Source organism: Aestuariispira ectoiniformans (genome assembly GCF_025136295.1).
GTDB classification, from domain to species: Bacteria; Pseudomonadota; Alphaproteobacteria; order UBA8366; family Aestuariispiraceae; genus Aestuariispira_A; species Aestuariispira_A ectoiniformans.
Map to the genome: position 1 here is coordinate 3,757,231 of NZ_CP062788.1, position 24,889 is coordinate 3,782,119.

Consider the following 24,889-nt stretch of genomic DNA (forward strand, 5'->3'; position numbering starts at 1 on the left):
ATAGTGGGGCAAGTTGCCAAATTCAAGGTTTCTGGCGTAGCGTAGTAAGAATTGAGGATATGTCGAAGCTGACAATAAAAAGCCCCGCATCAAGCGGGGCTTCAGACCGTTGACAAACCCCGTCGATATTCGGCGGGGTTTAGTTTTGGATGTTTGCCGGTTGTTATTGAGGGAGAGTGAGAAGTCCCCTTTCGATCAGATCGGGCTGGTTTCGGTTTTTGGAGCCATTGCGAGGGCGATTTTCTTGATGTTTTGGGCGGCGGCGGCGAGCAGGCATTGCGTTTTGACGGCGATGAGGCCGCGGAAGCGGGCGTATCGGTGTCCGAAGAGCTGCTTTGCGTCGGCAAAGGAGCGTTCTACAGTTTCCTTGCGTCTTTTATAGAGCCTTTTGCCCCAGTCGGTGAGACGGTGGGCGTCCGTGCGCTCCCGGGCGTCCTGCCAGACATGGCGGGTGACGGTTTTGGTGTGTTTGGCGCTGCCGGTGCAGGAGGCAAGCAGCGGGCAGGTGGCGCAGACCTTCGGGTCGCTTTTGTAATGGCGATAGCCGTTGCGGTCGGTGGTGGCATAATTCAGGAACTGGCCCTGCGGACAGCGGTAGCCGTCTAACTGCCGGTCGTACTGATAGTCCCGCTTGCGCAGCATGCCTGCCCGGTGGTTCGGGCGGCGATAGCCGGTTACACCGAGGATATCCCTGTCTTCCAGCCCCTTGGCGATGCCCGCCGTGGCATAGCCTGCATCCAGCCCGACCGCCTGGACATCCAGGCCGAAGCGGTCCCGCTGCCGGTCGAGCCGGTCCAGATAGGGGATACTGTCATGCACAGTGGCCGGGGTGGCGTGAGTATCGGTGATGATGCCATAACGCCCGTCCACCGTGCGATGATCCAGATAAAAGAACCCCTTGGGCTTGCCTTCACGCACCATGTAACCGGCTTCCGGGTCGGTGCGGCTGACCTTGGTCTCCTTTTGCCCGGGCGCGCGTTCCTTCGCCTTCAGCGGCTTTTTGGCATGGGCCGCCCGATCCTCCTCAACCGCCAGGTCCAGCGCGTCCCAATAGTCGGCCCGGGACTTGGCGACCACTTGGCTGTCCCATTTGTTCTTGTTGGCATTGGCCTTCAGATGGGTGCTGTCGGTATAAAGCACCGTGCCGTCCACAAGACCCTTGGCAATTGCCTGTTCGACAATGTGATCGAAAATATCCTGCGCCACAGACACATCCTGGTAGCGGCGGCGGCGGTTCTGCGACAGCGTCGAGGCATCGAACACCTTGTCGGTGAGGCCCAAGCGCAGAAACCAGCGATAGGCCACATTCACCTCGATCTCCCGCACCAACTGCCGCTCCGAGCGGATGCCGAACAGGTAGCCGATGAACAGCGCCTTGAACAGCATCACCGGGTCCAGCGCCGGGCGGCCATTATCCGCGCAATACAGACCGGCCACCCGGTCGTGGATAAACGAAAAGTCGATCACCGCATCGATCTTGCGAAGCAGGTGATCCGCAGGCACCAGACCCTCCAATGTCACCATCTCAAGTCGGCCCTGTTCAGGCTGGGGCTTCTTCAACATAAGACAATAGAATCACAAAGGCCCCGCTTGCGCGAGACCTTTGTCAGCAGTCTGAAGCCCCGCATCAAGCGGGGCTTTCCACATTGTTAGTCAACGATCACTTACGCAACACGCTTTTTCTCTTCTTTTCTTTCGTAGCCCTGCGTCAGCAACATATTTATAAGCTGATTGATGCTTACGCCTTCGTTTTTTGCCATCTCAGAAAGATGCATATGCAAAGACTTAGGCATACGCAGCAACAATTTTCCACTAAAGTCTTCAGGATTATATGACTTAGGTTCTGGAATTTTATCGCCACTTTCCTCAGCTAATGCGCACCACGCTACAATAGCTTCACGGACCTCAGCCATTGCCTCAGCTTCAGTTTCTCCATCCGCCATACAACCAGGCAAGTCAGGAACCGTAGCCAAAAAGCCCCCACCTTCTTCCGCCGACAACGGGCGAACATGAACAGGATAGAGATCTGGATTCAACATAACCATCACTCCTTTTCTGCACATACTGAATCAATCAACTCCACAAATTTAGGGATATATACAGCCTTGATCGGTTTTCTTGCAGGAACCGTCAACTGATCACCATTAGGAGTCCTAAACACAGCATGGCTAGTGCCATTGTGGCGGAAAACCACGCCATAGCGTTCTGCAATGGCTTTCAAATGCTCAACAGTATAATCCCCGCGGGGATTAGAGCGCATTTTCTTTAAGGTTTTTTCCACCTTCGACATAGGCTCAATATAGTATCACATATGATATCGTCAATGAGTTAATTGTCGTTAAACGATCATCATTTTTTGATAGTAGCAGCTTTGCAACACAGTAGACTGGTTGCAATCAGTCAACGAAAGATGACCTCTTCACTCCCCCAAAACCAACGCCGACCACCCATTGATCCGGTAGCGTTTTTTCAGGTGCAGGCCCTGGTCGCGGTAGGCTTGGAGGACGGCGCCTTCCTGGGAGACCAGCAGGCCGGAGAGGATGATATGGCCGCCGGGGGTCAGGCTGGTGGCGATGTCGCGGGCCATCTTGCGCAGGGGGTTGGCCAGGATATTGGCGACGATCAGGTCATAGGGGCCGTTATCGTTCAGCGCACGATGACGGAAACCGGCGCAGGTCACCGCATGGATGCGGCCGCGCAGCCCGTTCCGGATGGTGTTTTCCCTGGTTACGCGCACGGCTTCCGCATCGATATCGGAGGCCATCACCGCCACCGGCCAGGCCTTGGCAATCCCCATGGCGAGGATGCCCGTACCACAGCCCACATCCAGCGGGCGTTCGACGCGTATCCGTTTGACCAGATCGTTGATCGCCAGCAGGCAGCCCTTGGTGGTGGCATGTTCACCGGTGCCGAAGGCAGTCGCCGCATCGATGGTCAGGTCCCAGGACCCGGCAGGAACAACACCCTCGTAATGGGACGGGCGGATGAAGAAGCGACCGGCGCGGATCGGCTTGAAGCTTTTCTGGTTTTCCGCCACCCAATCCACATCCGGCAAGGGACCGCAGGTGAATTCCGGTTCCTTGATCCCGGCCTGAAGGGAGGCCAGGGCGATGGCCGCCACAAGCCGGTCATGATCCGGCATGCCGTCAACATAGCATTCCAGACGCCAGGGGCCCTCATCCGGCACGATTTCAAAGGCAGCCGCCGCGAAATGGAAATCATCAAGCGCCTGACCAAAAACCTCACAAGCCTCTGCAGTGGGCAGGATGATTTCCAGGCGCCAGACCGGCTGTGCCGTCATTGAATTCTGCATGCTTTTGCGTCCAATCGTTTCCAGAGTCTCATTCAACTCAATCAGTCCGTCATGCGCGGCCTGACCCGCGTATCCACGAAGAGGCTACCGCCCCAAAAGAAATGAGCTTTGTCCGACAGGACTGCGCCCCCGTGGGAGGCCGGATCAAGTCCGGCCATGACGATTTATTATTTAGTCTCAATACCCCAAATTCAGGCAAATCTTCTAAGACCGCTCGACAAAGGCAGCGACGACCTTCTTGGTTCCGGCCTTGTCGAATTCGATGCTGAGATGATCCCCATCCACCGCCAGCACGTTGCCCATGCCGAATTTCTGGTGGAAACAGCGGTCGCCTTTCTTGAAATCATGGCTGGGGCCGCTGTTGACGACTTCCGCCTTGCCGTCGATCACCGGACCGCCACCGGCCTTGACGCCACGCTGTTGCAGGCGCTTCCACCCCGGCCCGCCCTTCTGGCTGGTATATGTATTGCCGAAGGACTGTTGCTGGCCGCCATAACTGCCGCCGCCGCCATAGCTGCCACCGCCACCGCCGAAAGCAAAACCGGCGCGGTCTTCGGCGCGCCCGCCACCGGGGCCGCTGTAGACACCGCGATCCACATCCACGTCCAGATGCTCTTCCGGCAACTCATCGACAAAGCGGGACGGAATGGCGGACTGCCACTGCCCATGGATACGGCGGTTGGCGGCAAAGAGGATGTGCAGTTTCTTGCGCGCCCGGGTAATGCCCACATAGGCAAGGCGGCGTTCTTCCTCCAACCCTGCCATACCACTTTCGTCCATGGCGCGCTGATGGGGGAACAGGCCCTCTTCCCAACCGGGCAGGAAGACCGTGTCGAATTCCAGGCCCTTGGCGGCGTGCAGGGTCATGATGCTGATCATCTCGACGCCCTCACCCGCCTTTTCCTCGTTTTCCATGACCAGGCTGACATGTTCCATGAACTCGTCGAGGTTTTCGTATTCCTCCATCGCGACGAGCATTTCCTTGAGGTTCTCAAGCTTGCCCGGCGCTTCCGGTTTCTTGGAGTTTTTCCAGAAATCCGTATAGCCGGATTCGTCCAGCACGGTTTCCGTCAGTTCCACCTGATCCACGCCTTCGGCCATCTGACGCCAGCGGTGGAAATCGTCCATGATCCTAGAGAGCGACCGCCGTGCGGCCGGCTTCAATTCGTCGGTATCCAGCAGGCGTTGTGCCGCGTGATACAGTGGCAGCCCTTCCAGCCGCGCCACCTGATGCATGGCCTGCAGGGTCGCCTTGCCGATGCCACGGGTAGGCTTGTTGATGATGCGTTCCAGCGCCAGATCGTCCGCCGGTTGCCGGATCACCCGCAGATAGGCCAGCGCATCGCGGATTTCCTCACGCTCATAGAAACGCGCACCGCCGACCACGCGGTAGGGCACGCCCAGCGTGATCAGCCGTTCCTCAAACTCACGGGTCTGAAAGCCTGCGCGCACCAGAATCGCCATCTCCGACAGGGATTGCTTCTTGCGCTGCAGGGCCTCGATCTCGTCACCGACAACACGGGCCTCTTCCTCGCCATCCCAGATACCGTGAAGACTAACCTTCTCGCCCCCTTCCTTTTCGGTCCAGAGCGACTTGCCGAGACGGCCTTCGTTCTTGGCGATCAGGCCCGATGCCGCGCCCAGAATATGGGCGGTAGAGCGGTAGTTTTCCTCCAGCCGCACGACTTTCGCGCCGGGGAAGTCGCGTTCGAATTTCAGGATGTTGCCCACCTCGGCCCCACGCCAGCCATAGATCGACTGGTCGTCGTCACCGACACAGCAGATATTCTTGTTGCGCTGGGCCAGCAGGCGCAGCCACAGATATTGCGAGACGTTGGTATCCTGATACTCATCCACCAGGATATAGCGGAACAGGTTCTGATATTGCTCCAGAACCTCCGGATGTTTGGTGAACAGCGTCAGGTTATGCATCAACAGGTCGCCGAAATCACAGGCGTTCAGCGTCTGCAGGCGTTCCTGATACATCTCGTAGATACGCAGCAGGCGGCCATTGGCCATATCTCCCGCTTCGGCCTTGCCCACCTTCTCCGGCGGCAGGCCCTTGTCCTTCCAGCGCTGGATCACATGGATCAGCATGCGCGCGGGCCAGCGTTTTTCGTCGATATGCTCGGCTTCCAGAATCTGCTTCAACAGGCGGATCTGGTCATCGGTATCGAGAATGGTGAAATTGCTTTGCAGGCCGACCAGTTCCGCATGACGGCGCAGGATACGCGTCGCCAACGCATGGAAAGTGCCCAGCCACATGCCTTCCGACATGGGTCCGACCAGATGGGCGACACGTTCGCGCATTTCCCGCGCGGCCTTGTTGGTAAAGGTTACCACCAGCATCTGGAACGGCTTTGCCTGACCGCTTTGCAATATCTGCGCAAGGCGGGTCGTCAGCACACGGGTCTTGCCCGTGCCCGCGCCCGCCAGCACCAGCAACGGCCCGTCGATTGCCTCGACCGCATCACGCTGTGCCGGGTTTAATCCATCCAGCCAGGCAGGCGGTTGCTGCGGCATGGCATATTTGGATGTAGGCGCCGGTGGAACCGGGCCTATCGGCGCTGACGGGTAAGGAATATCGTCATCAAAATCGAGTGGATCAGACATGTCCGCAACTATACCCTTTTGGTCGGTCAAAGCCAGAGGCCAGCGGTCAAAAATATCACCTTCAAAAGCCTGCCACAGCGCTTAGCGCAAAATCGCCTGAGAGAAAAGCGGCCAAAGCGTCATACAAATGTCACCTTGCCAGCCTTCCGCCAGGATGAGTAGAGTGCGCACAAACAGATAATGCAAAAAGCGTAAGACAAGACCTGAGACGTTAGGGTGGGGTAACAGGGTGAAGAAGACGATTCTTTCCATCATCGCGGCCAGTGCCACAGCGCTTTTCGCCGCAACGGCACTGGCGCAGGACGCCGCACCGGTCACGATCCCCGTTTATGAGTGGGAACCCTATTCCGGGCAGGCCTTGAAGGGCTATGGCCTCGCAACGGAGCTTACAACCGATGCCCTGACCAAAGCAGGGTACACGGTAAAACACGCCTTCGTGCCCTGGAAACGCGCGCTGGAGGTCGGCAAACGCGGGGATTACGAAGTTGTGCCCGGCATGTGGTTTTCCGAAGAAAGGGCCAAATCGTTCCTCTTTTCCCATCCCATGCTTTCCAACGAACTGGTCACCATTTGTGTCAATTTCGACGGCGACAAGCCGGACAGGACTGGAAATCCACTCAACCTGCGCGACAAGACCGTCGGACTGGTGCGCGGTTATCACTATCCCGACAGCCTGCTTTCGCTCGACCATGTTGAATTCGAGGAAGGCGTAAGCCTTGGCACCAACCTGAAAAAGCTGTTCTTCCGGCGCGTCGATGTGGTGGTAGGTGACCGCGTCGCCAGCAGTTGGCTGGGCCGCCGCCTGTTTGGCGAAGCCTCCGGGTTGCTCTATGTCACAGGCGACCCGATCATCACACGAAACCTGTTTATCGGGATCAGCCGCCAATCCGCCCGCCGGGACCGGCTCGCCACGGCGATCAACAACGAGTTGGACCACATGAAGAACTCCGGCGAGCTTGCAGCGCGGGTAAGACAATATGTGGAGGCCGCCCGGCCCGAAATCGCCGACGAGATGGAAAAACTGCTGACGTCGGACAAGCCCGCGGAGTAAGGATCAGTCACGTTCTGCGGTGCGCGTCTCCAGCACGGCATAATGGTAGGCCGCCATGACGTGGCGTTCATGCAGGACCCCTACCAGCTTCCCGCTCTCCTTGGAATCGACGACGGCAATATGTTCCTCCCCGGAACTTTCCATCAGGGACATGGCTGTTTCCAGATCATCGGAAACCGCAACCACCGGCGGGTTCAGCCGCGCCACACTTACCGCCCGCAAGCCTTCGTCATGGCTGGGGTCGAAGGCCGCATCGGACAGGTCATGCAGGGTGATCGTCCCCACCAGCGTCTTATCTTCATTCACCACAAAAACCTCACCGTAAAAGCACAATTGCAGCTTTTGACGCACTTCTTTCATGGTCGCATCGGGGGAGACAAATACGAAATCATGCCGCATGACCGAGGGTATCCGCCGGGCCCGGAGTATCCCACGCTCCCGCCCCGCCGACAGGTTGATCCCGCGCTTGGCCAGTTGCTTGCTGAAAAAGGAGTGCCCATAGCCCTGGATAACAATCTGGGAGGCAATCACAGTCGCAATCATCACTGCAACGGTCAGGGCATAATCCCCGGTCAGCTCAAATACCATGAGGATGGTGGAAATCGGCGCACCCAGGACGGCCCCTGCCACCGCCCCCATGCCAACGATGGTATAGGCCCCGTGACCGGAAGACAGATGCGGAAACAGCGAGGTTGCGACAATCCCGAAGGCCCCGCCCAGCATTGCCCCCAGAAACAGCGACGGTGAGAAGACGCCGCCGCCAAACCCGCTTCCCAGTGTCACCGCCGTTGCCGTCGTCTTGGCAACAATCAGAAGGATCAGGAAATACAGGGCATATTCCTCATTCAATGCCTGATCGGTCGCCTCATAACCCACACCCAGAACCTGCGGGAAAACCAGGGCGATTGCACCGACCCCAAGGCCACCCACGCAGGGACGCAGCCAGGATGGCACATGGATCAACGGCAAAACCTTTTCCACCACACCAACTGCCCAGATGAAGGATATTGCGACGATTGCGCTGACAACGCCAAGGATGGCGAAGGCCGGAAACTCCAGGAAGGAGACTATGTTGTGATGAGGAATGACGAAGGCGGTGATATCCCCATAATAGGCACGGCTGAGCAAGGTTCCGCAGACGGCCGATATGACGACGGGCGTAAAGGTGGACATGGCGTAACTGCCGATCACCACTTCCAGGGCGAAGAAAATTCCGGCAAACGGCGCATTGAAGGAGGCCGCCACGCCGGACGCCACACCACAGGCCAGAAGGGTCTTGCGCTGTGCCCGCCCCAGATGGAGCCGTTGCGCAACGAATGTCGTCAGGACAGCAGAAAAATGAACGACAGGCCCCTCTCGTCCGGCGGACGCACCGCTACCCAAGGTCACGGCGCTGATCAGGACCGCGCCAAGACCGGTTCCCAGCCGCATACGTGCGCCCTGCAGGGCGCTGCTTTCGATGACCTCCGCCACGCTCTGGGGGCGCTTGTCCGGCATCAGCCGATGCACCATCGCCCCAACCAGAAGCCCGCCCAGTGCCGGGGCAAACAGGATGTGCCACCAGTCGAGCTGTTCGGCGAAACTGTGCAGTCGTTCACCGCCATAACCGTAGAAGAAAGTCTGCGACAGGGCGATCCCGTCACGGAAGAGGATTGCCGCGACACCGCCAAGCAGGCCAACAAGGAACGCCATACCTGAAAGTATGAACTGTTCGTGCCGCACCAGTCGCCGCAGGGATTGCCCCCACGCGAAGACAGACCGTTTGCTGTCCGGTTCTGTTGACATGCTGCGCCCACCAGGAATTTGTCAAAGACGTCCCAGTCTATCAGACGCGCCCAGACCGCACCTAGATTTCTTTGTTATCTTGGAGCGGCTTACCCGGCGACGGTCCGATTCCGCCCGGCTTTCTTGGCGGAATAGAGGAAGTCGTCCGTCCGTTTGAAGAATTGCTCCAGCGATTCTCCCTGTTCATAGGCGGAAACCCCGACAGAGATCGTCAGACGCCCCAAAGCCTCACCGCTTTGACGGTTACGCAATACCTTGCCGGCGACCGCTTCGCGGATTTGCTCGCAAACCCGCTCCGCATCCTCCAGCCTGGTTCGCGGCAGGATCAGCGCGAATTCCTCCCCGCCATAGCGCACGGCGGTATCCTGACCCTTGGTATTCTTGGAGAGGGTATTGGCGACCAGCCGCAAGACGCTGTCGCCAACCTGATGGCCGTAGGTATCGTTGAACTTCTTGAAATTGTCGATATCGAGCAGCGCCAGACATAGCGGCGCTTCTTCCTCCAGCATTTCCACCGCCGCATCCCGCAGGGACAGGTCGAACTGCTTGCGGTTATACAGGCCGGTCAGCGGGTCGGTCAGCGCCTCTTTTTTCAAGGACGCTAGGTTTTCACGCAATTCGCTGATTTCGGAAGACGATTCCTGCAGGCGCTTGTGCAGACGTGCGTTGCTGCTGCGAACCTTCTTGGTTTCGGTGACCATGCGCTCCATGACCGTACGCAGGTTCTCCAACCCGTCACCCTCGAACAAAAGCTCCAAACCGGACTTGACGGAATCGCTGAAATCTTCTGCCCCGCCAGAGGCTTCGGACAGCCAGGTCAGCAGTTTTTCCATCTCAGCCTGAATCCGTTCACTGGCGGAATGGATGGCGTCTTCGGTTTCCTTTGTGGAGAAGTAGCGATTATAGAGTTGGTCACAAAAGCTCTGCGACAGGTCGCGGCCATGGTCCATACGGTTTTGAAGCACCTTGGCCAGTTCGGCAGGCTCTCCCATGGCAAACGCATACCAGACAGCATAATTGCGCGGAGATGGATCGAGACCGTATTCAGCCATATTGGCCAACGCTGTTTCCGCAGCCTTGACCGACTGCTCACGAGACTTGTTTACCATCATGTTACTTTGCATCTCGCCACATCTCTCTTGGTGGCCCTCCGAAAGGTATAACGCTTGCCTATCAGAGTTATCAAATATCGACAAGCCATCGGACTCGGCAGGCAAAAAAACAGCCATTGCACCATCGGAAACAACCACCGGACCGGGCGGCCCCGCCGAAAGCCCTAAAAAGCTACAATTGTTGATAAACTTCTTGAAGACAGAGACATTTTTGCAACACCACATGAAAACGCAGGCAGGCCAAGGGCTTTCCCGTTGAATCAAAAAAAATCTTTGCCGGTTAATATATGATTATCCAATTCTCTCTAGATTCGACCCTTGCGGGGAGGAGAATCTCCCCGTAAGTAGCGTAGTGAGGTCGTGTGATGCCTGCCCTTTTAGTTCGTCCACGGCCTCACTGATGTTTTGGGGAAGGGCAATTACGTAAGTAGGGGATATTCGGTAGTGTTCGAAGGCAACGAAACTCTCGACCGGTTCAAGAAGTTTGGTCGCATTTGCGCCGCTGCGGTTGTTTTGGCAACGGTCAGCGCATGCGCAACACCTCCGTCCGATCCGGAGGCCCTGAAAGCATATGAAAATGCCAATGACCCGCTGGAACCTTTCAACCGCGCAATGTTCGGTCTGCACAACACGATCGACATGATCGCCATCAAACCGACGGCGGCGACCTATGATGCAGTTGTTCCTGTCTTCGTTCAGGACATGGTCTCCAACTTCCTGACCCATCTGAAACAGCCCATCGTTTTCGCCAACTCCCTGCTTCAGGGCAACGTACAGGCCGCTGGCGATACATTGGGACGTTTCATGTTCAACACGATTGCCGGTGTCGGCGGTCTGTTCGACCCGGCGTCGGGTGCCGGCATCCAGAAGCATGACGAAGATTTCGGCCAGACGCTGGCTGTCTGGGGCGTGCCTGAAACGCCATACCTCTTCATTCCGCTTTTCGGCCCGACCACCGTGCGTGACGGCGCAGGCAGCCTGGTTGACTATTACGCCGATCCGTTCAACCGCTGGGCCTGGAACACGGACCGCGACGGTCTGCCGCTTGGCCGCAGCGCAGCGGAAGGTTTCAACTTCCGCGCCCGCAACCTCAAGAAGCTGGACGAGTTGGAAAAAACGTCACTGGACTTCTATGCAACGATCCGCAGCATCTATCGTCAGCAGCGCCGCGATGCCGTCCACAACGGCGTTCCGCAGGAACTCGACGATCCGTATCTTGCTGACGACAGCAATGAAAACCTGTTTGACGATCCGGCCAGCCCGGACAAAGATCAGGTCAGCATGAACTGATTACCGGATTATATCCGAACCGAATAAAGGCCGCTTTTAAAGCGGCCTCAGACCGTTGACAAACCCCGTCGATATTCGGCGGGGTTTAGTTTTGGATGTTTGCCGGTTGTTATTGAGGGAGAGTGAGAAGTCCCCTTTCGATCAGATCGGGCTGGTTTCGGTTTTTGGAACCATTGCGAGGGCGATTTTCTTGATGTTTTGGGCGGCGGCGGCGAGCAGGCATTGCGTTTTGACGGCGATGAGGCCGCGGAAGCGGGCGTATCGGTGTCCGAAGAGCTGCTTTGCGTCGGCAAAGGAGCGTTCTACAGTTTCCTTGCGTCTTTTATAGAGCCTTTTGCCCCAGTCGGTGAGACGGTGGGCGTCCGTGCGCTCCCGGGCGTCCTGCCAGACATGGCGGGTGACGGTTTTGGTGTGTTTGGCGCTGCCGGTGCAGGAGGCAAGCAGCGGGCAGGTGGCGCAGACCTTCGGGTCGCTTTTGTAATGGCGATAGCCGTTGCGGTCGGTGGTGGCATAATTCAGGAACTGGCCCTGCGGACAGCGGTAGCCGTCTGACTGCCGGTCGTACTGATAGTCCCGCTTGCGCAGCATGCCTGCCCGGTGGTTCGGGCGGCGATAGCCGGTCACACCGAGGATATCCCTGTCTTCCAGCCCCTTGGCGATGCCCGCCGTGGCATAGCCTGCATCCAGCCCGACCGCCTGGACATCCAGGCCGAAGCGGTCCCGCTGCCGGTCGAGCCGGTCCAGATAGGGGATACTGTCATGCACAGTGGCCGGGGTGGCGTGAGTATCGGTGATGATGCCATAACGCCCGTCCACCGTGCGATGATCCAGATAAAAGAACCCCTTGGGCTTGCCTTCACGCACCATGTAACCGGCTTCCGGGTCGGTGCGGCTGACCTTGGTCTCCTTTTGCCCGGGCGCGCGTTCCTTCGCCTTCAGCGGCTTTTTGGCATGGGCCGCCCGATCCTCCTCAACCGCCAGGTCCAGCGCGTCCCAATAGTCGGCCCGGGACTTGGCGACCACTTGGCTGTCCCATTTGTTCTTGTTGGCATTGGCCTTCAGATGGGTGCTGTCGGTATAAAGCACCGTGCCGTCCACAAGACCCTTGGCAATTGCCTGTTCGACAATGTGATCGAAAATATCCTGCGCCACAGACACATCCTGGTAGCGGCGGCGGCGGTTCTGCGACAGCGTCGAGGCATCGAACACCTTGTCGGTGAGGCCCAAGCGCAGAAACCAGCGATAGGCCACATTCACCTCGATCTCCCGCACCAACTGCCGCTCCGAGCGGATGCCGAACAGGTAGCCGATGAACAGCGCCTTGAACAGCATCACCGGGTCCAGCGCCGGGCGGCCATTATCCGCGCAATACAGACCGGCCACCCGGTCGTGGATAAACGAAAAGTCGATCACCGCATCGATCTTGCGAAGCAGGTGATCCGCAGGCACCAGACCCTCCAATGTCACCATCTCAAGTCGGCCCTGTTCAGGCTGGGGCTTCTTCAACATAAGACAATAGAATCACAAAGGCCCCGCTTGCGCGAGACCTTTGTCAGCAGTCTGAGGCCGCTTTTAAAGCGGCCTTTATTGTTTCTGCGATTCTCAAATCATCTATGGCTGCATCAGGCCAGGGTCATGCTCTCCTGTGCCAGCGTTTCGAATGCCGTGCGCAAGCCCGCATCAATACGCCGCTTGCAGGCCCCCGCATATCGGCTGAGATTGCCACGGACCAGTCCTCCCGGATCGGCCTCGCGCCCGTCCTTGCCCGGCAATTCATTCAACATCAGATAGAGCATGTCCTGCAGCATCCGTTCGGCCGCCAGTTCCACCTGTTTCAAATCCTCGCGAAAAGCATCCCGGCCATTCATCTCCGCAGGCAATTCAACCGATTTGGACGCAATCCGCGCATCCCGGATGGGGCCTATGACCGTCTGCCGCCAGGCCTCCGTCTGGTCAATCAGATGCTGCAGGCTCTCCTTTGGCAGAAATACCCCGCGCATGCCCAGCCAACAGCATAACAACGCCAGATTGACGTCCATGGCTGCCTTGTTCTGAAGCCGCAAGCAGGCCAGTTCCACCCCCGGCCTTTCGTATAAGGCCAGGGAGAAAGACCAGAAGGGGTTTTCAACCTGCTGTGTCATGCCATCCGTCCCGTTCATATCAGTCAAGCCGGTCACCGAAACAGATCCCCAGGCCACGGGCCGTCTTCACCAATGGGCCATCCACGCGAACATTCGCAAAGGCAGCGATCGCCTCCTCGATCGGGAGGTCTGTTACCTGCCGGTTGGCCCAGGCAACCATACGCCCGGTGCGACCCTCGGCAATGAGGTCAACCGCATGCACGCCGAATACACTGGCCATCAGCCTGTCCCGCGGCGTGGGAACGCCGCCACGCTGGATATGGCCCAGCACCGTCACACGAACCTCCGCGCCGGTGCGTTCGGCGATGTCATCACCGATATAATGGCCGACCCCGCCATAACGCTTCTGCCCGGCCGGATCATCCTGGAATATCTTGCCGCCCCCCACAGAGATGGCTTCGGCGACCATGACCAAGGCAAAATTACGCCCGTCATCGTGCAACTGCTGTATCTTTGCCGCCACGACATCCATGTCATAGTCGATTTCGGGGATCAGGATGACATCCGCGCCCCCTGCGATCCCGGCAGCCAGCGCAATATGCCCGGCGTCGCGACCCATGACCTCCAACACCATGACGCGGCTGTGGCTGGCCGCCGTCGGCTGTAATTTATCCAGAGCATCGGTCGCCACCTGCATGGCAGTATCATATCCCACTGCAACTTCCGTCGCGCCAATATCGTTATCAATGGTTTTGGGAATGCAGACCAGCGGGATATCGCCCTGTTTGGCCAGACGGTTCAATATTGCCTGACTGCCATCACCGCCAACCCCGATCAACGCATCCAGCCCGGCGAGGTTATAGCCCTCAATCAGTTCCGCCGAACGATCCTTGACTGTGCCATCTGCCATTGGATAGGCGAAGGGATCGCCCTTGTTGGTCGTGCCCAGGATCGTCCCCGCCTGGCGCAACAGCGTGCCGTCAAAACTTTCCGGTCGCAGGCGCCGCATCTGTGGCGGGCGGGCATAAAACCCCCGCGTTCCCTGCTCGATCCCATAGACCTCCCAGCCGTATGTTACCTCCGCATGTTTTACCACCGCACGGATAATGGCGTTCAGCCCCGCACAGTCGCCACCGCTGGTCAGTATGCCAATTTTTTTCGGCTTCTTACTCATAATGTCAGAAATCCTCTGCCCCGACCTGATGTCCTGAATAATCACACCATTTTGGCGTCGAAACGTCAGGACAGGGAAAAATCAATATGCTAGGATGCGCCCGTGGCAGAAACTGCCCCAATCTGATCGACAACTCACTCGGAAAACGTAGCGCCAACTCCATGGACGAACAAGAAGAACAAGCTCTGCGTCATCGTATTGAAGAACTCAGGATCGAACATAAGGATCTGGATGATGTCATCGCCCGGATTACTGAGGAACCGCCCTTCAATCACCTGCAGGTCCAACGGCTGAAGAAGAAGAAATTGTCCATCAAGGACGAGATTCTTCGCCTTGAATCACAGTTGATTCCGGACATTATCGCCTGACAGGGATTACACCTGTCGGGCCCATTGGGCGATAAGCGCCCTGTCGGCGCGCGCCAGGTTTTCCTGCGCGCCGCCTTCGCTCAACTCCATTTGGGTAACGATGATCCGGGCCATGCCGCCCGCGACGGTCATATTTCGCAGTTCCTGCTGGATATCCCCCAGAAGCAGGGTTGCCTCGTCCCGGCCCGACGCCACCATAAGCAGGGCAAAGGTGTTATCGTCAATTCGGGCAATCCGGTCGCCGGTGCGCATATGCCGTTCACAAATATCACAGGCCTCGATGGCATAGGCCTCCGCCGCCTCCAGCCCGGTTGTCCGGCGCAACTCGCCCCAGTCCGGCAAGGCAATCAGCCCCAGGGAGCTGTGAATGTCATTTTCCTTGTCCAGCGTCAGGACCTGTTCCAGCGTTCCCTGAAAGGCACGCCTGGTCAGACAGCCTGTCACCGGGTCATGGTCCGTCCGGTCCTTGAGATAATCAATCTGGTGGCGCGCCTCATCCAGATGTTCCCGCAGATGGCCGATTTCGTCGACCAGATGGATAAATGCGGGCCGCAGACCGGCAGGCACATCGTCCATATCAATGCCCTGCAAATCCGTTTCATCATCCTCACTGCCGGCATGGGGGTCGGCCCCGTTTTCCGAAGGTCTTCGGGGATATTCATGCCTCACGCCCGCGCCCGTCTGAATAGGCTGCGTGCCATAGGCCTGGACGGCCTCCGCCGGTGTCAGTTCCTGCACCCCTCGTCGCCTGCGAAGCGCAGGGACTTCATTATCAACAGGGCGCCCTTCATCAATTTTCATAACATCACTATTATACGCCAGTTCACGCCGTTTTTCATAGCCTATCCCCTTCCCTCTTGCGCATGGCCCCCGGTTTCCTATACTCCCGACTTTTCAAGGGCCCACCCACATTGGAATAGCGGAAGGATCGACCATGACCGCAACCCCGCAAGTCGGCATCATCATGGGCAGTCAGTCAGACTGGCCCACCATGAAAAACGCAGCGGAAACCCTGGATGCGCTTGGCATTCCCTTTGAGGCAAAAATCGTTTCCGCCCACCGCACGCCGGACCGCATGGCCGACTATGCCAAATCCGCCAGGGATCGTGGCCTGAAAGTCATCATCGCTGGCGCCGGTGGGGCCGCCCATCTTCCGGGCATGACCGCCGCCATGACACCGCTGCCGGTCTTCGGTGTTCCCATCGAATCCCGCACGCTGAAAGGCGAGGACAGTCTGTTGTCTATCGTCCAGATGCCCGGTGGCATTCCGGTCGGCACCCTCGCCATCGGCAAGGCGGGTGCAATCAACGCGGCCCTGCTGGCCGGGTCCGTCCTCGCGCTCAACGATGACAAGATCGCCGCAGCACTTGATGCATGGCGTGCAAAACAGACCGCCTCCGTTGCAGAGGAGCCCACCGACGATGCATAAGCCGCTTTCTCCCGGTAAGACAATTGGCATTCTGGGTGGTGGCCAACTGGGCCGTATGACCGCGCTCGCCGCCGCCAATTTCGGTTATCGCTGCTATATCATGGAGCCACAGCGCAACTGCCCGGCCTCCTTCGTCTCTGCCGGTCACCTGACCGCCGAATACGACAGTGAAGCGGCCCTGCTGAAATTCGCCTCGCAGGTGGATGTGGTCACGCTGGAATTCGAAAATGTGCCGGTCAAATCGCTTAAGTTCCTGGAAAGCCAGGTACCGGTCTATCCGGGACCGCAGGCCCTGGAAATCTCGCAGGACCGCGTTCGCGAAAAATCCTTCCTGAACGATCAGGGGATCGAAACCGCCCCCTGGGCGCCGGTGAAGAATGCCGAAGACCTTGATATTGCCGTCGACAAGATCGGCCGTCCGTCTGTCTTAAAAACCACCCGTTTCGGTTATGACGGCAAGGGCCAGGCCAAGATCGGCCCGGAAACCGACGCCATTGCCGCCTGGCGCGAGGTCGGTAGCGGCTATTGCATCCTGGAAGGATTTGTCGATTTCACCATGGAAATCTCCGTCATTGTCGCGCGCAGCGTCACCGGCGAGATTAAGGCCTATGAGCCGGTGGAAAACCGGCATGCCAATCATATTCTGGACGAAACCCATGTGCCGGCGTCGATCACGGCGGAACAGACCGAACAGGCCATGGAAATCGCGACCAAAGCCGTGGAAGCCATGGATTTGGTCGGCCTGCTGGCGGTCGAGATGTTTGTGGCCGCTGACGGGCGCATCCTGGTGAACGAGGTTGCCCCGCGCCCACATAACTCCGGCCATTGGACCATGGATGCCTGCGTCACCTCCCAGTTTGAACAGCTTGTCCGCGCCGTTTGCGGCCTGCCTCTGGGCTCGACCCAGCGTCTGGGCCGGGCAAAGATGAAAAACCTGCTGGGCCGGGATGTGCATAAATGGGAAGAATATCTGGCAGAGCCGGGCGCCCATCTGCACCTCTATGGCAAGGCTGATGTGAAGGCTGGCCGGAAGATGGGCCATGTAAACTGGCTGTTCCAGGACGACGACGCATAAGGTCAGACACCCTTGTCACAGTCCAGCCATAGTTGCCCGGTAGGAAGCTGTTATGGTTGAAAAAAGCACACACAGACAGGCATTAAAAGCCATGGCCGTATCGGCTGTGGCTCTTGTGCTGTCGGCATCACCCTCGCTGGCCCATCCGCATGCCTGGATTGATGCGGCAACCGAATTGCAGCTCAATGACAGGCAGGAACTGACCGCGCTTACCATTCATTGGCAGTTCGACCCGGCCTATAGCAGTTTTGCCACTGAAGGTCTCGACAAGGACGGCGACGGTCAGATCAGCCCAGCGGAACTGAAACCGCTGGCCGCGCAAAATGTGAAGGCCCTCAAGGACTATCGCTATTTCACGGAAATTGATGTGGATGGCAAACAGGTCGATTTTGGCGAAGTGACTGATTTTTCGTCCGATTTCAACGGGCTGCAGCTCAGCATGACTTTCACCGTTCCACTGGCCTCACCGGTCTATGTGAAGACCCATGCGATTACCTATTCGCTGTATGATCCGACCTATTATGTGGAAATCCTCCATCAGGAAGATCACCCGATCTCCTTCACCGGTCACAAGGTTGACGGTTGTTCTGCAGAACTGGAAAAACCCAATCTGGAAGCAGCCATGAGCAGCCTGCCCGACCTCACCAATGAACAGACCTTTGCAGAGGACGCCCCCGGACCGCTTAGCTATGGGGCCATGTTTGCCGAAAAGGTTCATCTGATATGCAATTGAAGTCCTGGTTTCCGGCACTGGCCCTTGTCTGCGGGCTTGTTGCAGGTGGGTTGATTTTTGCCGATATGTCCCATGCGGCATCACCGCTCGCCCCTGCATCGGGCGAAACAACGACGGCAGCAAGTGATCCCGGTTTTCTTGATCAGGCCATTTTCTTTGTGCAGCAGAAACAGAATGCCTTTCACCGGGAACTGACGCGGGCGATCCAGGGATTGAAGTCTGCGGAAAGCCGTACTACTGCGGGCTGGACGCTGATTTCCCTCGGTTTTCTTTACGGCATTTTCCATGCCGCGGGGCCCGGCCACGGCAAGGCCGTGATCAGTGCCTATCTGTTGGCCAATGAGAACATGGTCCGGCGCGGCATCCTCATCTCTTTTGCCGCCTCTTTCGCGCAGGGTCTTTGTGCAATCATCCTGGTCCTCGCCACGGTCGGCCTTCTGGACCTGCAAATGCGCAAAAGCATGGAAGCGGCCCGCTGGTTCGAAGTGGGCAGCTATGCCCTGATCACCGGGCTTGGCCTGTTACTATTCATTCGCGCGATATCTGGCCTCGTCAGGAAAAAGCCGCCGGTTCACAGTTGCGGCCACAGCCATGGGGGCCATAGCCACGGCGGTGTGGCCTGCAACCACAATCACGGCCCGTCGACCGATCAGCTTCGAGACCCGCTGTCCTGGAAATCGACCGCTGCACTGGTGCTTTCGATCGGGATGCGTCCCTGCAGCGGCTCCATACTGGTTCTGCTTTTCGCTGCCAGCATCGGTTTTTATGGCTACGGCACGCTGACCGTCCTTGCGGTATCCCTGGGCACGGCCATTACGGTCAGCGCGCTGGCCGTTCTTACCCTGCTTTCGCGCAAGACAGCCCTGCATGTTCTGAAGCTGGAAGGAGACAAGGCCGCGCGCATGGAACTGATGGTCAAGGCGCTTGCGGGCGTTGTCATTGTGCTGTTCGGCCTGATCCTGCTGAGCAGTCTGGCCGCCGGTCCACACCCGCTTTTCCGCTAGTATCCCGGCCTATCTGGCAAAGCGCGAACCACCGGCGCTACCGGCACGGGCACCGGCCCGGAAGGACCGCATCGCCTTGACCCGGCGTGGCAGGAAACACATGGCACTACCCAGCTTGCCGGTTACCTTCGGAATTTTCATGACGTCCGCAAGGCGGCGATCCATGAATGCAAAGGTATCCTTGAAGCCCTCGGAATGATCCGCCAACCAGAAGAGAACGGTCGAGCTGTATACGCCTGCCAACAGGGCACGTTTGCTATAGAAATTCCAATCGGTTGCGGTGTCACCGGCGACAAACCAGATATCATCCACCGTGCGGTATAAAAGGCGGCTTGCCAGAATGCTGTTACCGGGCATGGCAAGGAAAGCCAGCCCCTTCTTGATGGCCTCGCGATCATCGGCATTCTGCGTCAGGCGCAGTATGATGGCGCGGCGCACCTTCTCCGTCACCCGCATGGTGGCAAGGTCCAGCTTTTGCATTTCCGCCACCATGGCCCGGTCGGCCATCATGGAATGCCAGGAGATCATATCTTTCGGCAGGTCCGGGAAGACGCGCAGGGCCTCATCATGGGCAACACCGATATCGTCCGCCCCCATCAGCAAGGCCTGTTTGCCCCAGCCGTCAAAGGGCACATGGGCAAGAGTTTCCTTGGTCAGCCGGTCACGCAGGTCGCGGATGTTGTCATCCGGATGGGTATCCTGGGCGGGATTATCGCTGTTCTTTCCGGCCATTATTCTTCTCCCATCAAAACCTTCGCGCGCTCTGGCATGCCATGGCGCATCTCGTCAGAAAACATCAGCAAGGATAAGTCGTCCATCCGCGATGGATACAAAATGCCATCCAGATGATCGCATTCATGTTGTACCACGCGGGCATGGAATCCGTCCAACACCATATCAATGGGATCACCCTCTAAATTCAGGGCCTTGAGGTGGATTTCTTGCCAGCGCGGCACCAGCCCGGTCAACCCAGGCACGGACAGACATCCCTCCCAGTCATAGACCAGTTCATCACCGAGCGGCGTAATTTCCGGATTGATCAAAACCGTCAGCGGGACATCCTTTTCAACCGGTCCACGCCCCCGACCCGCCTTGACGAAATAGATCACCATGCGCAGGGATTCATGCACCTGCGGCGCCGCCAAGCCTGTTCCGGCGGCATCAAGCATGGTATCCACCATGTCTGAAAACAACTGACGGAGTTCAGGCGCGGTTGGATCGACGACCGGGCTTGCCGCCTGGGTCAGTACGGGATGGCCCATCCGGGCGATTTTGAGTATCGACATACCCGTAATATGATACCCTACGCGCCGCTCATCAAGCGGCAAAAATGCCGCGTATAAGGCCCTTCCCTTCCGTTTGGCCTTGTGCTATAAGCATAGCAACTTCATGAGATGGTCTTATGAAGGCATTAATCTTTTGACTAGAAAGTAGGTGAAAGTCCATGCAGGTTGTCGTACGCGATAACAACGTGGATCAGGCTCTACGCGCTCTCAAGAAGAAGCTTCAACGTGAAGGCGTCTTCCGCGAGATGAAACTGCGCCGGCATTTTGAAAAGCCGTCGGAGAAAAAAGCGCGCGTAAAAGCTGAAGCGGTCCGGCGCCATCGCAAACTGATGCGTAAACGCCTCGAACGCGAAGGCTTCTAGAGCCGAGCTTATTCCGCAGACTTCGGTTTGCCGTGAACGTCCTTGGGTCGCCTCAAGGGCGTTTTTGCGTTTCAGGGTTAATTTACTGGCACCGTCACTCTTTTCAAAATGGCCCTCGCCTTTCCACACGACCCCCATCAAAATGATGGCCAATCAGGATGATAGAAGGCAGCACGATGGCAACAAAAAGCACAAAGGAAGCCTGGTCGGTTTCACCGGAGGAATACGGTCGATCGTTAAACGGCTTCGGCGTCAATCTGCTGGTTCGTGATATGGAGGCGAGCCTTGCCTTCGCCCAGGACGTCTTGCAGGCGGAAACCGTCTATTGGAATGAGGATTTCGCCGTCCTGCGCCGGGGCGGGGCAAGCTGGATGCTGCATGCGGACCATACCTATGAGGACAATCCGCTGCTGGGCTTTGTACAAGGACAGGAAGGGCGCGGCGCAGGCGTCGAACTGCGCCTGTACGACCTGGACCCGGACGCCACGGAAGCACGTGCGCGTACAAGGGGCGACCATGTTCTGTCCGGGGCGCAGGACAAGCCTCACGGACTTCGAGAATGCTACCTGCTTGACCCCGATGGCTATTGTTGGGTCCCAAGCCGTCCCCTATAACATTTCCATAGTAGAAATAAGGGGGATAACATGGGGCTGCAAAAACCCGACGACCTGATCATAAAAACCGAACGCCTGACCTTGCGCCCGCGGGTCAAGGCGGACGCAGATGTCTTGCACGCGTCCTTCAGCGACCCGGAACTCATGAAATACTGGAGCCGCCCGCCCACCACGTCTCTGGAGGAAACCCGCACTTACGTTACCAATAATCTCGAGAGAAATGTCGACCTCTGCTGCTTGTGGAGCATTGACTATGAGGGAAGTCTTGCCGGAACGGTCGACCTGTTCGGCTGGCATGATGACATGATGGAACTGGGTTATCTGGTGGCGAAACAACACCAGGGCAAAGGCCTGTCCTACGAAGCGGCAAAGGCAGTTGTTGATTTTGGTTTCGGTAAACTCGACCTGCACCGGATCGAGGCCCAGCTTCACCCGGATAATGCCGCCTCTTCCGGCCTGCTGGAAAAGCTGGGCTTTCAGCGCGAGGGCCATTTACGGCTGAATTATTGCATCGAAGGCACCTACAGCGACACGCTGATCTACGGCCTGCTGGCCAGCGATCCACGCCCCTGACAAGCAAAAAGGGCGGCCGAAGCCGCCCTTACCGCTTTAAGGCAAGCCGTCCGCTTAGCGAACAGCTTCCCCCCACTTAAACACTTGGCGATGGTTTGCCGTATCGGCTGCCATATTGATATCCTCAACCGGGTTGCCATTGACCACCAGCAGGTCTGCCATAGCGCCTTCACCGACATAGCCCTGGTCTTCGAGGCCCATCAGGTCAGCCCCGTTGAAGGTGCCGCAGACCAGCGCATCCTTGGGCGCCATGCCATAATCCACCATCAGGGACAATTCCTGCGGATTGTCGCCATGCCGGTTGAAGGGCGTGCCTGCATCCGTCCCCATGGCGATCTTGCCGCCGGCCTTATAGAAGGTCTTGAAGGATTCCTGGTGACGTTCCGCCACGCGATTGGCCTTTTCCACCACATAGGGCGGGATACCGCCCTTGGATGCGCCATCGACAATGTTGCGCAGGGCTGCGATCGTCGGCACCAGATAGGTCCCGCCAGCCAGCATCTCTTCCAGGCAGGTATCATCCATGAAAATACCATGCTCAATGGAATGGATGCCTGCGCGCACTGCGTTCAGGATGCCTTCCCCGCCCTGGGCGTGGCTGGCGGTCGTTTTGCGGAAACGACGTGCTTCCTGCACACCGGCCCGCATTTCTTCTGCAGTGTAATGCGCGTCTTCCGGGTCGACACCCGGGGTCATGACACCGCCTGTCGCCATGATTTTGATCATGTCTGATCCGGCGTGGACCTGTTCACGAACGGCCTTGATCACCTCATCGCAGCCGTCAGCGATCCGGCCCCAACGGTTGCCGTGACCACCGGTCATGCAGATCATCCGGCCCGAGGCCATGATGGTCGGCCCCTGGAACTCGCCTTTCTTGATCGCATCACGAACCGCGAATTCCAGATAGTCCTTGCCACCGCAGTCGCGGATGGACGTGATGCCCGCGCGCAGGGTATCCTGCGCATGTTTCAGCGCAAGCACGGTAATCGCAGCATCAGAAAGCTTGTCCATGGCGGCTTTCGGGTCTGCGGTTCCCGCCATGCAGAGATGCACATGGCAGTCCGTCAGGCCGGGCATCAGCGTGCCGCCGGTGGTATCCACCACTTCCCCGGCATAGCCTTCAAATTCTGCCATGGGGGCAACGCGCTTGATACGGTCACCTTCCACCAGAACGCCATAGCCTTCATAGGTCTCGCCCTTACCGTCGAAGACCAGGCCACCTTTAAACAGAATCGTCATCGTCTATCCTTCCCCGTTCAATGCACCAGAACTGTGTCGCCTGCCTGCTGTTCCACACTGTCGGACATTGGTGTCAGGGTGTTCAGCTTCGGCATCAGGCTCAACAAATGCCTGGTATAGTCATGCTGTGGATTCTCAAAGAGCTGTTCAGTTTCACCAACCTCACACAATTCCCCGCCTTTCATCACACCGACGCGGTCACACATCTGGCGGATTACCGGCAGGTCATGGCTGATAAACAGCATCGTCAGGCCGAGCTCTTCCTGCAAGTCCTTCAGCAGGTTCAGGATTTGTGCCTGGATGGAAACATCGAGCGCCGATGTCGGTTCGTCACAGATCAGGAACCGCGGACGGGTCGCCAAGGCACGGGCAATGGAAATACGCTGACGCTGGCCGCCGGAGAATTCATGCGGATATTTCAGCGCGGCCTTCTCACCCAGCCCCACATGGTCCAGCAAATCGCGAACGATCTGTTCGGTTTCCTTGCGGGAACTGGTCAACCCGTGGAAGCGGATCGGTTCGGCGACAATGTCCATCACCTTCATCCGCGCGTTAAGCGAGGAATACGGGTCCTGGAAAATCATCTGCATCTGACGGCGGAACCCGTCCATTTCCTTTTCGGACCTGATTCCGGTCAGCTCCTTGCCAGCAAAGGTAATCGTACCGCCTGCCGGTCTGTAGAGGCCCGAAATCATCCGCGCCACGGTGGATTTCCCACTGCCGCTTTCGCCCACCAGCCCAAAAACCTCGCCCGGCTTGATGTCAAAGCTGACGCCTTTCACCGCATTGAAATACTTTCTGTTCTTCCTGAACAGCGCATCCTTGGCGATGAATTTCATCTGGAGGTCGTTGATCTCTAGCAGCGCACCATCGTGGTCGGCACCGAAATCGCGTGCCTGGCCCAGCCAGTGGGTTGAAATATCGAGCTGTTTTTTCGGCTCTTCCGCCGCCTCGATATATTCCACCAGCGGGAAACGATCCAAGCGCACGTCCGGACGCGGCACGGCGCTGATCAGGCTCTTGGTATAGGGGTGGTCCGGATCGCCCAGGATTTTCTGGGTTGTTCCCTCTTCCACCAGATTGCCGCGATACATGACCGCAACCCGGTCCGTCACATCGGCAATCACACCCATATCGTGGGTGATGATCAACATGCCTACATTCTTTTCCCGGCACAGTTTCTTGATCAGATCCAGGATCTGCGCCTGGATACTGACATCAAGGGCTGTTGTCGGCTCGTCGGCGATGATCACCTCCGGCTCCGCACAAAGGGCGAGCGCGATCACCACGCGCTGGCGCATACCGCCGGAGAACTGATGGGGATACTGTTTCACGCGGCTTTCCGGATCGGGAATCCCCACCTGACGCAGCATATCCACCGCCCGTTTCCTGGATTCCGCCTCGCCCAGCTTCAGATGCAGGTCTATGGTCTCCACCAACTGCTGTTCGATGGTCTGCAGCGGGTTGAGCGACGTCAGCGGGTCCTGGAAGATCATGCCGATGCGGCGGCCACGCAATTTGCGCTTGTCCGCCTCCGACAGATTATCAATTCGTTTACCTTCCAGATAGACCTCACCAGCGGCCATGCGGCCGGGTCGTTCGAGCAGGCCGATCACTGCATTGCCAATGGTCGATTTACCAGCACCGGATTCGCCCACGACACCGAGGACTTCACCCGGGTTCACGGTGAGCGATACGCCTTCCACAGCCACCATAACACCACGGCGGCTGGGAAACTCGATGCGCAGGTCTTTAACTTCCAACAGAGACATTTTCTTAATCCCCCC

At 57.9% G+C, this 24,889-nt stretch carries 25 protein-coding genes; 10 read left to right on the plus strand and 15 right to left on the minus strand.

The genetic code is table 11. The annotated features are described in order from the left end of the window. Positions 1-195 precede the first annotated feature (195 nt). The 5 genes from IF205_RS17740 to IF205_RS17760 form a co-directional block, all read right to left on the minus strand. On the minus strand, positions 196-1,563 hold the full coding sequence (locus IF205_RS17740; protein WP_259780683.1) for an IS1182 family transposase: 1,368 nt from the start codon (positions 1,561-1,563) through the stop codon (positions 196-198). A 101-nt stretch (positions 1,564-1,664) separates the two neighbouring features. Continuing rightward, a complete protein-coding gene (locus IF205_RS17745) occupies positions 1,665-2,039 on the minus strand; it encodes a type II toxin-antitoxin system HicB family antitoxin (protein ID WP_259780684.1) in 375 nt (124 codons plus the stop codon). Positions 2,040-2,044: 5 nt separating this feature from the next. Continuing rightward, positions 2,045-2,290 carry a hypothetical protein gene (locus IF205_RS17750; protein WP_259780685.1) on the minus strand — a complete coding sequence of 82 codons (246 nt, stop codon included), beginning with the start codon at positions 2,288-2,290 and terminating at the stop codon, positions 2,045-2,047. 129 nt (positions 2,291-2,419) lie between these two features. Beyond that, a complete protein-coding gene (locus IF205_RS17755) occupies positions 2,420-3,313 on the minus strand; it encodes a 50S ribosomal protein L11 methyltransferase (RefSeq protein ID WP_259780686.1) in 894 nt (297 codons plus the stop codon). A gap of 204 nt (positions 3,314-3,517) precedes the next feature. Further along, positions 3,518-5,926 (minus strand): ATP-dependent helicase, encoded by a 2,409-nt coding sequence (locus IF205_RS17760; protein ID WP_259780687.1) that lies wholly within the window; start codon positions 5,924-5,926, stop codon positions 3,518-3,520. A gap of 229 nt (positions 5,927-6,155) precedes the next feature. Here IF205_RS17760 and IF205_RS17765 point away from each other — a divergent pair, with 229 nt between their 5' ends. Then, positions 6,156-6,977 carry a substrate-binding periplasmic protein gene (locus IF205_RS17765; protein WP_259780688.1) on the plus strand — a complete coding sequence of 274 codons (822 nt, stop codon included), beginning with the start codon at positions 6,156-6,158 and terminating at the stop codon, positions 6,975-6,977. Positions 6,978-6,980: 3 nt separating this feature from the next. On the opposite strand, the gene IF205_RS17770 is transcribed toward IF205_RS17765, so the two are convergent. Both IF205_RS17770 and IF205_RS17775 read right to left on the minus strand, forming a co-directional pair. After that, positions 6,981-8,762: a chloride channel protein gene (locus tag IF205_RS17770; RefSeq protein ID WP_259780689.1), complete on the minus strand. Its 1,782-nt coding sequence runs from the start codon at positions 8,760-8,762 to the stop codon at positions 6,981-6,983. A gap of 89 nt (positions 8,763-8,851) precedes the next feature. Beyond that, positions 8,852-9,886, minus strand: coding sequence for a GGDEF domain-containing protein (locus IF205_RS17775; RefSeq protein WP_259780690.1), 1,035 nt, complete (start codon positions 9,884-9,886; stop codon positions 8,852-8,854). A gap of 432 nt (positions 9,887-10,318) precedes the next feature. Between IF205_RS17775 and IF205_RS17780 the strand changes: the two genes are divergently transcribed. Further along, a complete protein-coding gene (locus tag IF205_RS17780) occupies positions 10,319-11,164 on the plus strand; it encodes an MlaA family lipoprotein (RefSeq protein WP_259780691.1) in 846 nt (281 codons plus the stop codon). A 141-nt stretch (positions 11,165-11,305) separates the two neighbouring features. Here the strand turns inward: IF205_RS17780 and IF205_RS17785 are convergent, their stop codons facing one another. The 3 genes from IF205_RS17785 to IF205_RS17795 all read right to left on the minus strand — a co-directional run bounded on the left by IF205_RS17785 (position 11,306) and on the right by IF205_RS17795 (position 14,419). Continuing rightward, positions 11,306-12,673 (minus strand): IS1182 family transposase, encoded by a 1,368-nt coding sequence (locus IF205_RS17785; protein ID WP_259780692.1) that lies wholly within the window; start codon positions 12,671-12,673, stop codon positions 11,306-11,308. Between the two features lie 113 nt (positions 12,674-12,786). Then, the gene (locus IF205_RS17790) at positions 12,787-13,341 is read right to left on the minus strand and encodes a TIGR02444 family protein (protein ID WP_259780693.1); all 555 of its coding nucleotides are present in this window, start codon (positions 13,339-13,341) and stop codon (positions 12,787-12,789) included. Continuing rightward, positions 13,325-14,419: an ATP-dependent 6-phosphofructokinase gene (locus IF205_RS17795; protein WP_259780694.1), complete on the minus strand. Its 1,095-nt coding sequence runs from the start codon at positions 14,417-14,419 to the stop codon at positions 13,325-13,327. Before IF205_RS17795 ends, IF205_RS17790 begins: the two co-directional genes overlap by 17 nt. Positions 14,420-14,580: 161 nt before the next feature. Between IF205_RS17795 and IF205_RS17800 the strand changes: the two genes are divergently transcribed. Beyond that, the gene (locus IF205_RS17800) at positions 14,581-14,787 is read left to right on the plus strand and encodes a YdcH family protein (RefSeq protein ID WP_259783313.1); all 207 of its coding nucleotides are present in this window, start codon (positions 14,581-14,583) and stop codon (positions 14,785-14,787) included. A gap of 6 nt (positions 14,788-14,793) precedes the next feature. Here IF205_RS17800 and IF205_RS17805 read toward each other — a convergent pair whose 3' ends face one another. Further along, complete coding sequence (locus IF205_RS17805) at positions 14,794-15,525, minus strand: GGDEF domain-containing protein (protein ID WP_259780695.1); 732 nt, start codon at positions 15,523-15,525, stop codon at positions 14,794-14,796. Positions 15,526-15,721: 196 nt separating this feature from the next. Between IF205_RS17805 and purE the strand changes: the two genes are divergently transcribed. Genes purE through IF205_RS17825 form a run of 4 tightly spaced genes read left to right on the plus strand, consistent with a single transcriptional unit; the run spans position 15,722 to position 19,028 of the window. Beyond that, complete coding sequence (purE, locus tag IF205_RS17810) at positions 15,722-16,216, plus strand: 5-(carboxyamino)imidazole ribonucleotide mutase (protein ID WP_259780696.1); 495 nt, start codon at positions 15,722-15,724, stop codon at positions 16,214-16,216. Continuing rightward, on the plus strand, positions 16,209-17,291 hold the full coding sequence (locus IF205_RS17815) for a 5-(carboxyamino)imidazole ribonucleotide synthase (protein WP_259780697.1): 1,083 nt from the start codon (positions 16,209-16,211) through the stop codon (positions 17,289-17,291). Before purE ends, IF205_RS17815 begins: the two co-directional genes overlap by 8 nt. 52 nt (positions 17,292-17,343) lie before the next feature. Further along, the gene (locus IF205_RS17820; RefSeq protein WP_259780698.1) at positions 17,344-18,024 is read left to right on the plus strand and encodes a DUF1007 family protein; all 681 of its coding nucleotides are present in this window, start codon (positions 17,344-17,346) and stop codon (positions 18,022-18,024) included. Next, entirely contained in the window at positions 18,015-19,028 is a 1,014-nt protein-coding gene (locus IF205_RS17825; RefSeq protein WP_259780699.1) for a nickel/cobalt transporter, read from the plus strand. Before IF205_RS17820 ends, IF205_RS17825 begins: the two co-directional genes overlap by 10 nt. 9 nt (positions 19,029-19,037) lie before the next feature. Here IF205_RS17825 and IF205_RS17830 read toward each other — a convergent pair whose 3' ends face one another. Both IF205_RS17830 and def read right to left on the minus strand, forming a co-directional pair. Then, entirely contained in the window at positions 19,038-19,760 is a 723-nt protein-coding gene (locus IF205_RS17830) for a COQ9 family protein (RefSeq protein WP_259780700.1), read from the minus strand. Continuing rightward, the gene (gene def, locus IF205_RS17835; protein WP_259780701.1) at positions 19,760-20,314 is read right to left on the minus strand and encodes a peptide deformylase; all 555 of its coding nucleotides are present in this window, start codon (positions 20,312-20,314) and stop codon (positions 19,760-19,762) included. Before def ends, IF205_RS17830 begins: the two co-directional genes overlap by 1 nt. A 158-nt stretch (positions 20,315-20,472) precedes the next feature. On the opposite strand from def, the gene rpsU reads away from it, so the two are divergent. The 3 genes from rpsU to IF205_RS17850 all read left to right on the plus strand — a co-directional run bounded on the left by rpsU (position 20,473) and on the right by IF205_RS17850 (position 21,863). After that, positions 20,473-20,676, plus strand: coding sequence for a 30S ribosomal protein S21 (gene rpsU, locus IF205_RS17840; protein ID WP_259780702.1), 204 nt, complete (start codon positions 20,473-20,475; stop codon positions 20,674-20,676). A 176-nt stretch (positions 20,677-20,852) separates the two neighbouring features. Next, positions 20,853-21,290, plus strand: a complete 438-nt coding sequence (locus tag IF205_RS17845; RefSeq protein WP_259780703.1) for a VOC family protein — start codon at positions 20,853-20,855, stop codon at positions 21,288-21,290. Between the two features lie 30 nt (positions 21,291-21,320). Continuing rightward, entirely contained in the window at positions 21,321-21,863 is a 543-nt protein-coding gene (locus IF205_RS17850; protein ID WP_259780704.1) for a GNAT family N-acetyltransferase, read from the plus strand. A 54-nt stretch (positions 21,864-21,917) separates the two neighbouring features. Here IF205_RS17850 and IF205_RS17855 read toward each other — a convergent pair whose 3' ends face one another. After that, on the minus strand, positions 21,918-23,102 hold the full coding sequence (locus IF205_RS17855; protein ID WP_259780705.1) for a metal-dependent hydrolase family protein: 1,185 nt from the start codon (positions 23,100-23,102) through the stop codon (positions 21,918-21,920). 17 nt (positions 23,103-23,119) lie between these two features. Next, positions 23,120-24,874 carry an ABC transporter ATP-binding protein gene (locus IF205_RS17860; protein WP_259780706.1) on the minus strand — a complete coding sequence of 585 codons (1,755 nt, stop codon included), beginning with the start codon at positions 24,872-24,874 and terminating at the stop codon, positions 23,120-23,122. Between the last annotated feature and the right edge of the window lie 15 nt (positions 24,875-24,889).